Here is a 12,733-nt window from a genome sequence, read left to right as displayed (position 1 = left end):
TGAACCGCAGCACCCCTGGGCCGGCGCGGAGACAATCGGCCGATGTTCCGTCGTCGCATCACCCTGGTCCTGGCTCTGTTCGCGCTGGTGATGGCGCTGGCTGCGCTGCTGGCCGCCGCCTCGCTGGCCGTCACCGAACGCCAGGTGCTGCGCGGACGGGTGGCCAGCGACATCGCCACCGGCTTCATCCAGCTCTCGGCGCAGAAGCAGCGCCTGCGCACCTGGGTCGCGCAGATGCAGCAGGGGGCGCATGCCGACAGCGGCGCACGGGCCGAGCTGCTCGCGGCCATGCAGGGCACGCTGCAGCGGCTGAAGGTGCTGACGCAGCAGGCCATCGAGCTCGACGGCAGCGCCGAGGCCCGCGAGGAGCACCTGCGCCGGCGCGAGACGCTGGTGGTGCTGGAACGCAGCCTGGCCGCCCTGGCGCAGGCGGTCGACCGGGTGCGTCCGCTGGAGCCGGGCGCAGACGCCCCGCAGGCCTGGGCGGCGCTGTCCCGGGTGTTCGACATGCCCCAGGGCCATGACGTGCGACGGCTGATCGCCGAGAACATCGCCCGCGAGACCGCCGCCGTGCAACGCGAGCGGGCGGCCGCCGACGTCACGCTGGCCTGGGTCCGCTGGCTGTGGCTGGGCGCCGCGGCGATTGTCTCGGTCAGCGCGATGGCCGTGGCCCTGCATTTCGGCCGTGCGCTGCACCGCCCGCTGCAGCAGCTCAGCGAAGGCGCACGGGCGCTGCAGGCAGGCCGGCTCGGCCACCGCATCGCGCTGACCGGCCAGGACGAGTTCGCCGAGGTGGCCGGCAGCGTCAATGCGCTGGCGGCCGAGCTCGAGCAGCACCGCGAGCGCGAGTCGGCGCAGCGCCAGCGACTCGAGGTGCAGGTCGACACCCGCACCCGCGAGCTGGCCGATGCGCTGGCCTCGCTGCACCAGGCCGACGCGCAGCGCCGCCGGCTCTTCGCCGACATCAGCCACGAGCTGCGCACGCCCACCACCGTCATTCGCGGCGAAGCCGAGATCACCCTGCGCGGACGAGACAAGCCCGCCAGCGAATACAAGGAGGCGCTGTCGCGCATCGTCAGCACCGCGCGCCAGCTCGGTGCGGTCATCGACGACCTGCTGGCGATGGCGCGCAGCGACATCGACTCGCTCTCGCTGGTGCGCGAGCCGGTCGATCTGGACGAGCTCGCCGCCGAGGCACTCGCCCAGGCCGGCGTGCTCGCGGCCCGTCAGGGCGTGCGGCTGGGCGAGCCGCCAGAGCGCACCGGCCACCATCTGGTCGCGGGCGATCCGCTGCGGCTGCGCCAGCTGCTGGGCGTGCTGCTGGACAACGCCACACGCTACTCGCGCGCCGGCGACCGGGTCGACATCACCCTCGAGGCCGAACCGACCGATCTGCGGGTGACCGTGCACGACCAGGGCATCGGCATTCCGGTGCATGAGCTGCCGCAGGTGTTCGACCGCCATTTCCGCGGTGCGCAGGCGCGCAGGCACAGCCCCGACGGCAGCGGCCTGGGGCTGTCGATCGCGCGCGCGCTGGCACGCGCGCACGGCGGACAGCTCGAGCTTCACAGCAATGACGCCGGCACCCGTGCGGTGCTGACACTGCCCCGCCTTGCAGCACAGCCCCAGGACACCGCATGAACATCCTGATCATCGAGGACGATCCGCGCATCGCCGACTTCCTGGGTCGCGGCCTGCGCGCCGAGGGCCACCGGGTCGAGCTGGCCAGCACCGGGCCGCAGGGCCTGGAGGCCGCCCGCCAGGCCGCACGCGAAGTGGCCGCCGGCGGCGCGCCGGTGGTACTGATCCTGGACCTGATGCTGCCGGGCATCGGCGGGCTGGAGATCTGCCAGACACTGCGCGCGCAAGGCGCGGCGCTGCCGATCCTGATGCTGTCGGCGCTCGGCGCGGTCGAGGACCGGGTCGCCGGGCTGCGGCTCGGCGCCGACGACTACCTGGCCAAGCCCTTCGACTTCGAGGAGCTGCTGGCGCGGCTGGAATCGCTGGCGCGGCGCGGCCGCGACTGGACGCCGGCGATGCCGAGCCAGCTGGTGGTGGCCGACCTGGTGTTCGACCGCGAACGCATGCAGGCCAGCCGCGCCGGTCAGCCTCTGGCGCTGACCGCGCGTGAACTGGCGCTGCTGGAGCTGATGATGAGCGCGCCGGGGCGGCTGTTCAGCCGCGAGCGCATCCTCGCCAATGTCTGGGGCGCCAGCGAGGATCCGCTGACGAATGTCGTCGACGTCTACATCCGCCGACTGCGCGCCAAGATCGACGAGGGCCACGCCCAGGCGCTGATCCACACGGTGCGCGGCCTGGGCTACCGGCTGGAGGCGCCGGCCTGAGGCGCGGCGCGCCTGAAGGTCAGAAGGTCAGCGTGCGCACGCCTTCCGACGTGCCGAGCAGGCAGACGCTGGCCTTGTTGCGGGCGAAGATGCCCACCGTGACCACGCCCGGCCACTGGCTGACGTCGGCCTCCATCGCGGCCGGATCGGTGATCTTCAGGCCGCGCACGTCCAGGATGTGGCAGCCGTTGTCGGTGACGCAGCCCGCACGCAGCGTGGCGTCGCCGCCGTACTGGGCCTTCAGGCGGCGTGCGACCTGCGCCGCGGCCATCGGGATCACCTCGACCGGCAGCGGGAAGTTGCCCATCACCTCGACCAGCTTGCTCTCGTCGGCGATGCAGATGAAGCGCTCGGCCAGGTCGGCGACGATCTTCTCGCGCGTCAGCGCCGCGCCGCCGCCCTTGATCATGTTGCCGGCAGCGTCGATCTCGTCGGCGCCGTCGATGTAGACCGGCAGCGACTCGACCTCCGAGGCCTCCAGCACCGGGATGCCCAGCGCCTTCAGGCGCTCGGTCGACGCCACCGAGCTCGACACCGCACCGCGGATCTGGTCCTTGATGGAGGCCAGCGCGTCGATGAACTTGTTGACGGTCGAGCCGGTGCCGACGCCGACGATGGCGCCCGCGGGCACATGCTGCACGGCCGCCTGGCCGACGAGGGTCTTGAGTTCGTCCTGGGTCATGGGAGGAATCTTCGAGGAGAGAGAGGTTGCGATCGGGGACAATTCACGATTATGGCCCTCGTCCCCTACGCCCTCACCCGCCCCTTCCTGTTCGGCCTCGACCCGGAGGCTGCCCACGAACTGACGCTCGACGCGATCGCGCGCTTCCAGAACACGCCGCTGCAGTGCCTGTGGGCCCATTCGCGCGTCAGCGACCCGGTCAGCGTCGCCGGCCTGAAGTTCCCGAACCGCATCGGCCTGGCCGCTGGTCTCGACAAGAACGGCCGCTGCATCGACGGCCTGGGCGCGATGGGCTTCGGCTTCATCGAGGTCGGCACCGTCACGCCGAAGGGCCAGCCCGGCAACCCCAAGCCGCGCATGTTCCGCCTGCCCGAGGCCGACGCGCTGATCAACCGCCTGGGCTTCAACAACGAGGGCCTCGACAGCTTCCTGGACAACGTCAGGCGCGCGACGAGCTTCCGCCGCAACGGCGGCATCCTCGGCCTGAACATCGGCAAGAACGCGGCGACACCGATCGAGAACGCGGTCGACGACTACCTGATCGCGCTCGACGGCGTCTATCCGCACGCCGACTACGTGACGGTCAACATCTCCAGCCCGAACACCAAGAACCTGCGCGCGCTGCAGAGCGACGAGGCGCTCGACGCGCTGCTGTCGCGGCTGCAGGAACGCCGGCAGCAGCTCGCGCGCCAGCACGGCCGCAACGCGCCGATGTTCGTCAAGATCGCGCCCGACCTGGACGAGGCGCAGGTCAAGGTCATCGCCGCGACGCTGAAGAACAACGGCATCGACGGCGTGATCGCCACCAACACCACCATCGGCCGCGACGCGGTCAAGGGCCTCAAGCACGCCGAGGAGACCGGCGGCCTGTCGGGGCGGCCGGTGTTCGAGTCCAGCAACCGGGTGATCGCGCAGCTGCGCGCCGAGCTGGGCGCGGGCTATCCGATCATCGGCGTCGGCGGCGTGCTGAGCGGCGCCGACGCGCAGGCCAAGCTGCGCGCCGGCGCCGATCTGGTGCAGGTCTACACCGGCCTCATCTACCGCGGCCCGGCGCTGGCGGGCGAATGCGCCCGGGCGATGCGCAGCCGCTGAAAGGCAGGGAACCGGCGCGCCTGGAATCGCTCCAATCCGACCATGAACACACCCTCCGAAGCCCTCGGCCGCCTGTTCCGCCTTGTCGTGCGACTGTTCCTGGTCGCCGCCGGGGCGGTGTTCTTCTTCAGCCTGCTGCTGGCCGGGGCGATCGCCGCGCTCGGCTTCACGCTCTGGAGCCTGCTGCGTGGACGCCGGCCGCTGGTGGCCGACATCTGGCGGGTGCAGCGCCAGATGCGCGAACGCGCCCAGGCCCGCGGCTTCGCCGGCGGCTGGTCGGCGCGATCCTCGCAGGGCCCGGCGGCGGCGGCCCCCGAGGACATCGTCGAGGTTCAGGCCCGGGAAGTCGTTGCGGGTCAGGGTCGCATCGGTCCTCAGTCCTGAGCGCGGGCGGACGCCCGTCCGCCACCATCCACCGACCAGCGCCCCGGCCCCCACAGCACCAGCCCGGCCAGCAGGCTGCCCCAGAACACATGCAGCATGAAGGCGGGCTCGGGCATCTCCGGCACGCTCAGCACCGCCACGACATTCACCACCGACAGCCCCAACGCCGCCACCCGTCCGCCCAGCCCGAGCACCAGCAGCACCGGCAGCAGCACCTCGCCGGCGGTGCCCAGCACCGCAGCGACCGCGGGCGACAGCAGCGGCACGCGGTATTCCTCGGTGAACAGCAGCAGCGTCGTCTCCCAGTCGCGCAGCTTGGTCAGGCCGGCCAGAAAGAACACCTGCGCGACGAACAGCCGTGCGGCGAGCTGCGCCAGCGGCTGCAGCGCCTCGGCCAGCGTGACGAAGGCGGCATGGGCACGCCGCAGCGGCGCGGGCAGCAGGGCATCGGGTCGGATCATCTCGGTCACTCCGGAAATTCAGGGAAACTCAGGAACAGGGCCGCGCAGATCCAGCCGCAGCACCAGGCCGTCGGCCACCGCCGGCGCCAGCCAGGCGGCGAAATCGAAGGCATCGCCCGCACGCTCCAGCGCCTCGGCCAGCGGCCGGGCCTCAAGCAAGGCGGATCGGACGAAGGCGGCCACGGCCGGCGCGACGACCGCCACCCGCACCGCCCAGCCCTGGCGCCAGACGATCACCGCCTCGCCGCGGCCTTCGGCCAGCGCCGCGCGGGCCTCGGCCCAGGCATCGGACTGGCCGTGCACCGCCGGTGCCTGGTGCGCCCGCCAGATCGAGCCGGCCGGATGGCGGCCCTCCAGCAGCGCCAGCCCGGGCGCCGCGCGCAGCACCAGCTGCTGCGCGTCGGTGTCGGCCAGGCGCAGCAGCGTGTCGGGCCGGGGCGCGTCGGCATCGGCGGCCGCCGCGGCCTGCGCCACCGCATCGTCCAGCCGAGCCACCTCGGCCAGATACGGCAGATCGACCAGCCGCTCGTCGTCGGCCAGCGCCGCCGGCAGCCGTTCGCCCCAGCGCGCCAGATCGCCGCAGGACGACGGCGCCTCGCGCCAGTGGCGCGCCGCGACCTGCGCGAAGGTGTCCTCGCCGAGCAGCGCCTGCACCGTCGGGTAGCGCGCCGCCAGCGCCCGCGCGGCGTGCTCGTCCGCATTGGCGGCATAGGCGACCAGCCCGCGTGCGGCGTTCGCGCGCGCCAGCGGCCGCAGCCAGCCGGCCACGCCGCGCACATCGCGCCGGCGCAGCGCATCCATCAGCAGCATCTGGCGCAGCCGCTCGCGGCGGATGGCCTCGTCGTCGGCCGGATTCATGCCAGCACCTCCTGCATCGCCGCATCCGCCCGCGCCGCCTCGTCCAGCAGCACGTCGAGCGCCGGCAGGTCGGTGTCCCATTCGATCAGCGTCGGCACGGCGCCAAAGTGCCGGATCGCGTGGCGGTAGACCGGCCAGACCGGCGCATGCACGCGGCTGCCGTGGTCGTCGACGACCAGGCCGTCGTCGTCCACCGTGTAGCCGGCCAGATGGATCTCGCCGACCGCACCGGCCGGGGCGGCGCCGGCCAGGCGGTCGATCCAGACGCAGGCCCGGCGGCTGGCCTCGGCATCGGCCGCTGCCGCCGGCGTGCCTGCCGGCTGCGCGTTCAGCGCGTTGACCACCAGGTTGTTGACATCGAGCAGCAGGCCGCAGCCGCTGCACCGCGCCAGCTCGGCGAGAAAGTCGGCCTCGGCCATCGTGTCGTCGGCCCAGGCCAGGCAGGCGCTCAGGTTCTCGACCAGCAGCGGCCGGCCGAGCCGCTCCTGCACGCGCTGCACATTGGCGACCATCACCGCCAGCGCCCCCCGCGTGAAGGCCACCGGCAGCAGGTCCGCGCCATGCCAGACCGGCCGGCCACGCCCCGGATCGACCCGGGCGAAGCTGGCGTGATCCGACACCCGCACCGGCTCGACCGCCGCCACCAGCGCCGCCAGGCGCTCCAGATGCTCGGCGTCCAGCCCGGTGGCGCTGCCCAGCGACAGACCGATGCCGTGCAGGCTGATCGCCTGGTCGGCGCGCAGGCCCAGCAGCGCGGCGCGCGCCGCACCACCCTCGGCGAAGAAATTCTCGCTGTGGACTTCGAGAAAGCCGAGCTCAGGCTGGCGGGTCCGCACCTCGGCAAGGTGCGGGGCACGCAGACCGATGCCGGCGGCGGGGGGCGATGCGGTGCGCGTCATCGGGCTTACTTCTTCATCGCCATCGCGGCCCGGGCCTCGTCGGCCGTCATGCCCTTGAGGTCCTTGCAGGTGCCCTTGGCGACGTACTTCCATTCGTCGGGCGCGTTGTCCATCTTGCTCTGGCCGGCGCAGGAGTGCGTGCCGGAGAGATTGCCGCAGTCGTTCTGGCCGGCCTTGGCGATGCCGTAGCACTTCTCCTTGGACTGCGCCGCGGCAGGCGCGACCAGGCCGGCGGCCATCACGGAGGCCAGGGCGGACGACAGGATCAGGCGGGTGGTGGTGCTCATGAAGGACTCCTCGAAAGGCTCAAAGATGCTCGGAAGGGTGAAACGTCGGGATCGACCTGACTCTGTCGCGCCAGGGGCTGCGGTCCTTACACTGCGCCCATCTTTTTTTCGGTGCCCCCTTCGATGAGCGATCTCATGAGCGACTTCGCCACCCGAGTCCAGGGCCTGCGCCCCGAGCTGCTGCGCTATGCCCGCCACCAGCTGCGCCAGGACATCTGGGCGGAGGACGCGGTGTCCGAGACGGTGCTGGCGGCGCTGGAGCGGCCGCAGGCCTTCCAGGGCGGCTCGCAGCTCAAGACCTGGCTGGTGGGCATCCTCAAGCACAAGGTCATCGACCAGATCCGCCGCCACCGCCGCGAGTTCGCCCTGCCCTCGCGCGATGATGCGGACGAATCGCAGGACCTCGACGAGCTGCTCTTCCACCCGGACGGCCACTGGCGCGAGATGCCCGCCGACTGGGGCCAGCCCGGCCCGGCGCTGCAGCAGCGCCAGTTCCTGACGGTGCTCGACGCCTGCATCGAGCGTCTGCCCGGCCAGCAGGGCCGAATCTTCCTGATGCGCGAGTGGCTGGAACTCGAGACCGAAGAAATCTGCAAGGAAACCGGCGTCAGCGCGACCAATCTGTTCGTGCTGCTGCACCGCGCGCGGCTGCGGCTGCGCGAGTGCCTGCAGATCCACTGGTTCGCGCCCGCAGCCGGACGCTGAGCCCCTTTTCCCTGACGGACACCCTCATGCGCAAGATGCCGCTGCTGCCCGACTGCAAGGAAACCACCCGCCTGGTGCTCGAGGGCGAGGACCGCCAGCTCCGGCTGCTCGAGCGCGCCGGGGTGCGGCTGCACTGGCGGATGTGCGCCGGTTGCGCCCGCTTCGGCCGCCAGGTCGAGCTGATGCGCGAGGCCATGGGCAGCTGGCGCCGCCATGCCGAGCCTCAGGAGAGCAAGCCGGCTGAATGAGGCCGCAGCACCGAAAGAAGCCCCCTGTTCACCCCTCTTTTGCACGGGACGGCACGCCCGCGACACGGCGCAATCACGGCACCACCCGGCTAGGGCGGATGTCATTCGCCACGAATTCCCATTGACCGCGCCCCGCCCTGAGATGGCCGCTCAAGTTGCCCGCGATGCTGTCCGACATCCTCCCCATGCCCGCCCGGCACCATCGCGTCCGCAGCCCTGCGCCCTGTCAGGCGATGCCACCGACGTGCACACGAGGAGTCGATTCCGAATGAGCCAGAACCTGATGCCCGACGAAACCCGCCAGCAGCTCGGCGGCATCGTCCGACAGCTCCATGACGCCCTGCAGGCACTCGGCTATGACGCCGTTCTGCACGAGGTCACCCAGGAAATCCCTGACGCACGCGAGCGACTGGCCTATGTCGGCGCCATGACCGAGCAGGCGGCAGACCGGGTGCTGACCCTGGTCGACATGGCCAAGCCGGAATGCACCTCGCTGGTGGAGCAGGGGCGCGCGCTGCTGACTGCCAATCCGCCGCCCGACCAGCTCAAGGCGTTTGCCGAGCGCTCGGTCGAGGTGGCCAGCCTCCAGCAGGACGCGCTCAACGACATCATGATGGCGCAGGACTTCCAGGACCTGTCCGGTCAGGTGATCAACAAGGTCATCAAGATCATCACCCGCACCGAGAAGCAGCTGCTGGAGCTGCTGGTCAGCCACACCCCGCCACCGAAGGTCGAGCCTGCAGCCAAGCTCGAGGGCCCGCAGACGCCCGACAAGGCGATGAAGCAGGACGACGTGGACGACCTGCTGGCCTCGCTGGGCTTCTGAGCCCGCCTACGTTCCCGCTTTCTCTCGTTTTCTCCCTGTCGTCTCCGACTTGACGCCGGCCCTTCTTCAGGAGGGCTGGCGTCTGTTTTGCATGCCCAAACAACAAGGGCGCTCCCCTTCGGGAGCGCCCTGGCATGCGCAGAGAGGCAACTCGCGCAATCAATACCCGAGGAAATCCACCTCGAACACCAGCGTCGCGTTCGGCGGGATGACGCCGCCGGCGCCGCGGGCGCCATAGCCCAGGTTCGGCGGGATCACCAGCACGCGGGTGCCGCCGACCTTCATGCCCTGCACGCCCTCGTCCCAGCCCTGGATGACCATGCCGGCGCCCAGGCCGAAGCGGAAGGGCTGGCCACGGTCCTTGCTGGAGTCGAACTTGCGACCGCGGCCGTTCGGCTGCGCCGGATCGTGCAGCCAGCCGGTGTAGTGGACGCTGACCTGGCGGCCGGCGACCGCCAGCTCGCCGTTGCCCTCGACGGTGTCTTCGTACTGCAGACCGGAAGCGGTGGTGATCATGAGATCAGCCTTTCTTGTGTGTGGGGGGTGAACTGATAGAAAAGGCCGCGATGATGCCACCAGCCGCGGCCGGCCGCATCCGCATCACTCCCGCTCCAGCCGCAGGCGCCACTGCCGAAGCGCCTCGGCGCGCACCGCGTCGGCGCTCAGTCCCTCGGCCAGATCCAGACCCAGCGCACGCGCGGCGGCGGTCAGCACCTCGGCCGGACGGCCGGTGTCGACCGGCGCGGCGCCGTTCTGCTTCGACAACTTCTGGCCGTCGGCGGCCAGCACCAGCGGCGTGTGCAGGTGGCGCGGCTGCGGCAGGCCGAGATGGCGGCGCAGCAGGATCTGGCGCGGCGTGTTGTCGGCCAGATCCTCGCCGCGAACGATGTCGGTCACGCCCTGCGCCGCATCGTCGACCACCACCGCGAGCTGGTAGGCCCACAGCCCGTCGGCGCGGCGCAGCACGAAGTCGCCGACCTCCCGGCTGACGTTCTGGCGCTGTCGCCCCAGGCGACGGTCCTGCCAGTCGATGACGGTGTCGCACCCATCGTCGGCGCAGGTCAGCAGCCGCACCGCCCGGGCCTCAAGCCACGGCACCGGCTGCGGCCCGCCGGGCCGGCAGGTGCCGGGATAGACCAGATCGCCGTGGCGCTCGCGGTCCAGGCCGCGCGCCTGCAGCGCCTGCGCGATCTCGCGTCGCGTGCAGCGGCAGCCGTAGGCCAGGCCGGCCGCCTGCAGCCGCTCCAGCGCCTGCGCGTAGAGCGCGCCGCAATCGGACTGGCGCAGCGGCGGCGCATCAGGATGCAGCCCGCAGTCGGCGAGCTGGCGCAGGATCGCGTCTTCGGCGCCGGCGATGCAGCGCGGGCCGTCCACATCCTCGATGCGCACCAGCCAGCGCCCGCCATGCGCGCGCGCGTCCAGCCACGAGGCCAGCGCCGCGACCATCGAGCCGGCATGCAGCCAGCCGGTCGGCGATGGCGCAAAACGGCCGACATAGAGCTCGCCGGGGCGCACGCTCACAGGATCAGCCCCGCATGCTGCTCCAGCAGCGCCCGGCGCGTGATGTCGCTGCCGAGCTGCTCGAGCCACCAGCCGAGCGCGCGGCCCCGGCCCGGCGCATCGCGCCAGACATAGTGCAGCTCGACCACCGTGGGCGGCGACTCGGTGTGCTTGACCACCAGCCGCCCGGCCTCGACATGCGGGCGCAGCAGCGGCTCGGGCAGCCGCCCGCAGCCCAGGCCGCGGATCTGCGCCTCCAGCTTGGCCACCAGCGAGGGCACCGTCAGCACGTCCTGCCCGGGCAGGATGCCGGTGGTGAGCCGGTCCATGCGCTGGGCGGTGTCGGCGATGGCGATGACGCGGTGCTGCGCCAGCGTCTGCGCCGACAGCGGCTCGCTCGCCTCGGCCAGCGGATGGTGCGGCGCCACCGCCATCAGCATCGGCAGCCGGCCGATCAGCTCGGAGCGCAGGCCTTGCGGCAGGCCGCCCGTCACCGGCACGCCGATGGCCAGATCGGCCTGGCCGCTGGAGAGCGCCTCCAGCGTGCCGGTCATCACCTCGGTGCGCAGCTTCAGTCGGGTGGGCAGCGGGCCGGCCTCGGCCTGATCGGAGCAGCGCAGCGACAGGAAGGCCTCGATCAGGTCGAACACCGCACGCGGCGCCAGGATGTTGTCGACCGCGATCGTCAGCGAGGGCTCCCAGCCGGTGGCCACGCGCTGCACCCGGTGCGCCACCGCGTCGATCTGCTGCAGCAGCCGCCGGCCCTCGCGCAGCAGCTCCTCGCCGGCGGCGGTGAGCTGCGCCTGGCGCGAGCTGCGGTCGAACAGCAGCACGTCGAGCGACTCCTCGAGCTGGCGCACGCTGTAGGTCAGCGCCGAGGGCACCTTGCCCAGCTCGCGCGCAGCCGCGGCGAAGCTGCCGGTGCGGGCGATGGTGTCCATCATCTCGAGGGCATCAGGGGTCAGGGCGCGGCGGCGCTCGGGCATGGGGTGGGCTCCCGGAAGTTCAATTCAATCTATTTGAATGATGCCATCATCGCCACGCCACCCACAGACGCCGCGGCCGGGCGACCATGAGGGCACAGAAAGAGAGTTCGCCATGATCGAGTTCCGCCCCTCCGCCAAGCGCGGCCACGCCCACCACGGCTGGCTGGAGAGCTACCACAGCTTCTCCTTCGCCGACTACTTCGACCCGAGCCGCATGGGTTGGGGCAATCTGCGCGTCATCAACGAGGACTGGGTGGCCGGTCACCGCGGCTTCGGCACGCACGGCCACCGCGACATGGAAATCTTCACCTGGATGCTCGGCGGCGAGCTCAGCCACCGCGACAGCCTGGGCAACGGCGCGACCCTCCGTCCCGGCGAGGCCCAGCGCATGAGCGCCGGCACCGGCGTGCGCCACAGCGAGATGAACCACGGCATCGAGGTCGCGCACCTGCTGCAGATCTGGATGCTGCCGAGCCAGGCCGGGCTGCCGCCGAGCTACGACCAGCACACGATCGACGACGCCGAGCTGCGCGGGCGGCTGCGCCTGGTCGGCGCCCCGGCCGGCAGCGCCGAGGCCGCGCAGGCGGCCGTCGCCCTCAACGCCGACGTGCGGCTGCACATCGGCCGCTTCGACGGCCCGGCCGAGCGCGCCGAGCTGACGCTCGACCCGGCCCGCAAGGCCTATGTGCACCTGGCACGCGGCCGGCTGACGGCAAGCGGCCAGGCGCTGAACACCGGCGACGCGCTGGCGATCGACGGCGAGACCGTGCTGAGCCTGCACGACGGCCAGGACGCCGAGGTGCTGGTGTTCGAACTGCAGCCCTGAACCGCCCCGGTCCCTTTGTCTTTTCTTCTCCCCCACCCCGTTCCCCTCTCTGAAAGGAACCCCGCCATGAGCAAGAAGATCGTCATCGTCCACCACAGCGGCTACGGCCACACCGCCAAGGTCGCCGCCGCCGTCGCCGAAGGGGCTGGCGCGGGCGCGAGCCTGCTGGCCATCGACGCCGAGGGCAACCTGCCCGAGGGCGGCTGGGAGCAGCTCGACGCCGCCGACGCCATCGTGTTCGGCTCGCCGACCTACATGGGCATGGTCAGCTGGCAGTTCAAGAAGTTCGCCGATGCCTCGAGCAAGGCCTGGTTCACCCGCAAGTGGCAGGACAAGCTGGCTGCCGGCTTCACCAACTCGGCCTCGCTGTACGGCGACAAGCACACCACGATGTCCTACCTGACCACGCTGGCGATGCAGCACGGCATGCTGTGGGTGGGCGCCGGCATGATGCCCGCCAACACCAAGGCCTCGACCCGCGACGACCTGAACAACCTGGGCATGTCCGCCGGCCTGATGACCGCCACCCCGTCGGACGCCAGCGTCGACGAGATGGTGCCGGGCGACCTGGCCACCGCGCGAGCCTTCGGCGCACGCGTCGCTGCCGCTGCCGCCCGCCTGGCCTGATGCCCGA

17 protein-coding genes are annotated in these 12,733 nt (G+C 71.6%); 9 read left to right on the top strand and 8 right to left on the bottom strand.

Features of this window, described 5'->3' with window-relative positions; genetic code table 11:
• Positions 1 to 42 precede the first annotated feature (42 nt).
• Positions 43 to 1,641, top strand: coding sequence for a sensor histidine kinase (locus BW996_RS01030; RefSeq protein WP_037479148.1), 1,599 nt, complete (start codon positions 43 to 45; stop codon positions 1,639 to 1,641).
• Entirely contained in the window at positions 1,638 to 2,345 is a 708-nt protein-coding gene (locus BW996_RS01025) for a response regulator transcription factor (protein ID WP_037479151.1), read from the top strand. Before BW996_RS01030 ends, BW996_RS01025 begins: the two co-directional genes overlap by 4 nt.
• Positions 2,346 to 2,364: 19 nt before the next feature.
• On the opposite strand, the gene rpiA is transcribed toward BW996_RS01025, so the two are convergent.
• Positions 2,365 to 3,027, bottom strand: a complete 663-nt coding sequence (rpiA, locus tag BW996_RS01020; RefSeq protein ID WP_037479153.1) for a ribose-5-phosphate isomerase RpiA — start codon at positions 3,025 to 3,027, stop codon at positions 2,365 to 2,367.
• Positions 3,028 to 3,078: 51 nt separating this feature from the next.
• Here rpiA and BW996_RS01015 point away from each other — a divergent pair, with 51 nt between their 5' ends.
• The gene (locus BW996_RS01015) at positions 3,079 to 4,119 is read left to right on the top strand and encodes a quinone-dependent dihydroorotate dehydrogenase (protein WP_037479156.1); all 1,041 of its coding nucleotides are present in this window, start codon (positions 3,079 to 3,081) and stop codon (positions 4,117 to 4,119) included.
• 42 nt (positions 4,120 to 4,161) lie between these two features.
• Positions 4,162 to 4,503, top strand: coding sequence for a hypothetical protein (locus BW996_RS01010; RefSeq protein WP_037479159.1), 342 nt, complete (start codon positions 4,162 to 4,164; stop codon positions 4,501 to 4,503).
• Here the strand turns inward: BW996_RS01010 and BW996_RS01005 are convergent.
• Genes BW996_RS01005 through BW996_RS00990 form a run of 4 tightly spaced genes read right to left on the bottom strand, consistent with a single transcriptional unit; the run spans position 4,494 to position 7,008 of the window.
• On the bottom strand, positions 4,494 to 4,964 hold the full coding sequence (locus BW996_RS01005) for a DoxX family membrane protein (RefSeq protein ID WP_051631666.1): 471 nt from the start codon (positions 4,962 to 4,964) through the stop codon (positions 4,494 to 4,496). The two genes, BW996_RS01010 and BW996_RS01005, sit on opposite strands and share 10 nt — an antisense overlap.
• Positions 4,965 to 4,982: 18 nt before the next feature.
• Positions 4,983 to 5,822 (bottom strand): HvfC/BufC N-terminal domain-containing protein, encoded by an 840-nt coding sequence (locus BW996_RS01000; protein ID WP_037479162.1) that lies wholly within the window; start codon positions 5,820 to 5,822, stop codon positions 4,983 to 4,985.
• Positions 5,819 to 6,721: an MbnB/TglH/ChrH family RiPP precursor modification enzyme gene (locus tag BW996_RS00995; protein WP_037479165.1), complete on the bottom strand. Its 903-nt coding sequence runs from the start codon at positions 6,719 to 6,721 to the stop codon at positions 5,819 to 5,821. The genes BW996_RS01000 and BW996_RS00995 overlap by 4 nt, the downstream gene beginning before the upstream one ends.
• 5 nt (positions 6,722 to 6,726) lie before the next feature.
• Positions 6,727 to 7,008 (bottom strand): BufA1 family periplasmic bufferin-type metallophore, encoded by a 282-nt coding sequence (locus BW996_RS00990; protein ID WP_037479168.1) that lies wholly within the window; start codon positions 7,006 to 7,008, stop codon positions 6,727 to 6,729.
• Positions 7,009 to 7,143: 135 nt separating this feature from the next.
• Here BW996_RS00990 and BW996_RS00985 point away from each other — a divergent pair, with 135 nt between their 5' ends.
• The 3 genes from BW996_RS00985 (at position 7,144) to BW996_RS21565 (ending at position 8,787) form a co-directional block, all read left to right on the top strand.
• Positions 7,144 to 7,713, top strand: a complete 570-nt coding sequence (locus tag BW996_RS00985; protein ID WP_037479171.1) for a sigma-70 family RNA polymerase sigma factor — start codon at positions 7,144 to 7,146, stop codon at positions 7,711 to 7,713.
• A 26-nt stretch (positions 7,714 to 7,739) separates the two neighbouring features.
• Positions 7,740 to 7,961 carry an anti-sigma factor family protein gene (locus tag BW996_RS00980; protein WP_037479174.1) on the top strand — a complete coding sequence of 74 codons (222 nt, stop codon included), beginning with the start codon at positions 7,740 to 7,742 and terminating at the stop codon, positions 7,959 to 7,961.
• A gap of 268 nt (positions 7,962 to 8,229) precedes the next feature.
• A complete protein-coding gene (locus BW996_RS21565; RefSeq protein WP_051631653.1) occupies positions 8,230 to 8,787 on the top strand; it encodes a protein phosphatase CheZ in 558 nt (185 codons plus the stop codon).
• Positions 8,788 to 8,946: 159 nt separating this feature from the next.
• On the opposite strand, the gene BW996_RS00970 is transcribed toward BW996_RS21565, so the two are convergent.
• The 3 genes from BW996_RS00970 to BW996_RS00960 all read right to left on the bottom strand — a co-directional run bounded on the left by BW996_RS00970 (position 8,947) and on the right by BW996_RS00960 (position 11,273).
• The gene (locus tag BW996_RS00970) at positions 8,947 to 9,303 is read right to left on the bottom strand and encodes an FKBP-type peptidyl-prolyl cis-trans isomerase (protein ID WP_037479177.1); all 357 of its coding nucleotides are present in this window, start codon (positions 9,301 to 9,303) and stop codon (positions 8,947 to 8,949) included.
• A gap of 84 nt (positions 9,304 to 9,387) precedes the next feature.
• The gene (gene gluQRS, locus BW996_RS00965) at positions 9,388 to 10,308 is read right to left on the bottom strand and encodes a tRNA glutamyl-Q(34) synthetase GluQRS (RefSeq protein WP_037479180.1); all 921 of its coding nucleotides are present in this window, start codon (positions 10,306 to 10,308) and stop codon (positions 9,388 to 9,390) included.
• Entirely contained in the window at positions 10,305 to 11,273 is a 969-nt protein-coding gene (locus tag BW996_RS00960) for a LysR substrate-binding domain-containing protein (RefSeq protein ID WP_037479183.1), read from the bottom strand. The genes gluQRS and BW996_RS00960 overlap by 4 nt, the downstream gene beginning before the upstream one ends.
• Before the next feature lie 112 nt (positions 11,274 to 11,385).
• Here BW996_RS00960 and BW996_RS00955 point away from each other — a divergent pair, with 112 nt between their 5' ends.
• Complete coding sequence (locus BW996_RS00955; RefSeq protein ID WP_037479186.1) at positions 11,386 to 12,099, top strand: pirin family protein; 714 nt, start codon at positions 11,386 to 11,388, stop codon at positions 12,097 to 12,099.
• 66 nt (positions 12,100 to 12,165) lie between these two features.
• On the top strand, positions 12,166 to 12,726 hold the full coding sequence (locus BW996_RS00950; protein WP_037479188.1) for a flavodoxin family protein: 561 nt from the start codon (positions 12,166 to 12,168) through the stop codon (positions 12,724 to 12,726).
• Positions 12,727 to 12,733: the final 7 nt, after the last annotated feature.

This window comes from Sphaerotilus natans, from assembly GCF_900156335.1.
Taxonomy (GTDB): Bacteria; Pseudomonadota; Gammaproteobacteria; order Burkholderiales; family Burkholderiaceae_C; genus Sphaerotilus; species Sphaerotilus natans.
This window is presented reverse-complemented; position numbering and strand designations above follow the sequence as displayed.

Excerpts from the sequence above, each read along its gene's own strand:
- BW996_RS00990 (WP_037479168.1), bottom strand. The coding sequence starts at position 7,008 with ATGAGCACCACCACCCGCCTGATCCTGTCGTCCGCCCTGGCCTCCGTG.
- BW996_RS01015 (WP_037479156.1), top strand. The coding sequence starts at position 3,079 with ATGGCCCTCGTCCCCTACGCCCTCACCCGCCCCTTCCTGTTCGGCCTC.
- BW996_RS00970 (WP_037479177.1), bottom strand. The coding sequence starts at position 9,303 with ATGATCACCACCGCTTCCGGTCTGCAGTACGAAGACACCGTCGAGGGC.
- BW996_RS21565 (WP_051631653.1), top strand. The coding sequence starts at position 8,230 with ATGAGCCAGAACCTGATGCCCGACGAAACCCGCCAGCAGCTCGGCGGC.
- rpiA (WP_037479153.1), bottom strand. The coding sequence starts at position 3,027 with ATGACCCAGGACGAACTCAAGACCCTCGTCGGCCAGGCGGCCGTGCAG.
- BW996_RS01025 (WP_037479151.1), top strand. The coding sequence starts at position 1,638 with ATGAACATCCTGATCATCGAGGACGATCCGCGCATCGCCGACTTCCTG.
- BW996_RS01030 (WP_037479148.1), top strand. The coding sequence starts at position 43 with ATGTTCCGTCGTCGCATCACCCTGGTCCTGGCTCTGTTCGCGCTGGTG.
- BW996_RS00950 (WP_037479188.1), top strand. The coding sequence starts at position 12,166 with ATGAGCAAGAAGATCGTCATCGTCCACCACAGCGGCTACGGCCACACC.
- BW996_RS00960 (WP_037479183.1), bottom strand. The coding sequence starts at position 11,273 with ATGCCCGAGCGCCGCCGCGCCCTGACCCCTGATGCCCTCGAGATGATG.
- BW996_RS00955 (WP_037479186.1), top strand. The coding sequence starts at position 11,386 with ATGATCGAGTTCCGCCCCTCCGCCAAGCGCGGCCACGCCCACCACGGC.
- BW996_RS01005 (WP_051631666.1), bottom strand. The coding sequence starts at position 4,964 with ATGATCCGACCCGATGCCCTGCTGCCCGCGCCGCTGCGGCGTGCCCAT.
- BW996_RS00980 (WP_037479174.1), top strand. The coding sequence starts at position 7,740 with ATGCGCAAGATGCCGCTGCTGCCCGACTGCAAGGAAACCACCCGCCTG.
- BW996_RS01010 (WP_037479159.1), top strand. The coding sequence starts at position 4,162 with ATGAACACACCCTCCGAAGCCCTCGGCCGCCTGTTCCGCCTTGTCGTG.
- BW996_RS00985 (WP_037479171.1), top strand. The coding sequence starts at position 7,144 with ATGAGCGACTTCGCCACCCGAGTCCAGGGCCTGCGCCCCGAGCTGCTG.
- BW996_RS00995 (WP_037479165.1), bottom strand. The coding sequence starts at position 6,721 with ATGACGCGCACCGCATCGCCCCCCGCCGCCGGCATCGGTCTGCGTGCC.
- BW996_RS01000 (WP_037479162.1), bottom strand. The coding sequence starts at position 5,822 with ATGAATCCGGCCGACGACGAGGCCATCCGCCGCGAGCGGCTGCGCCAG.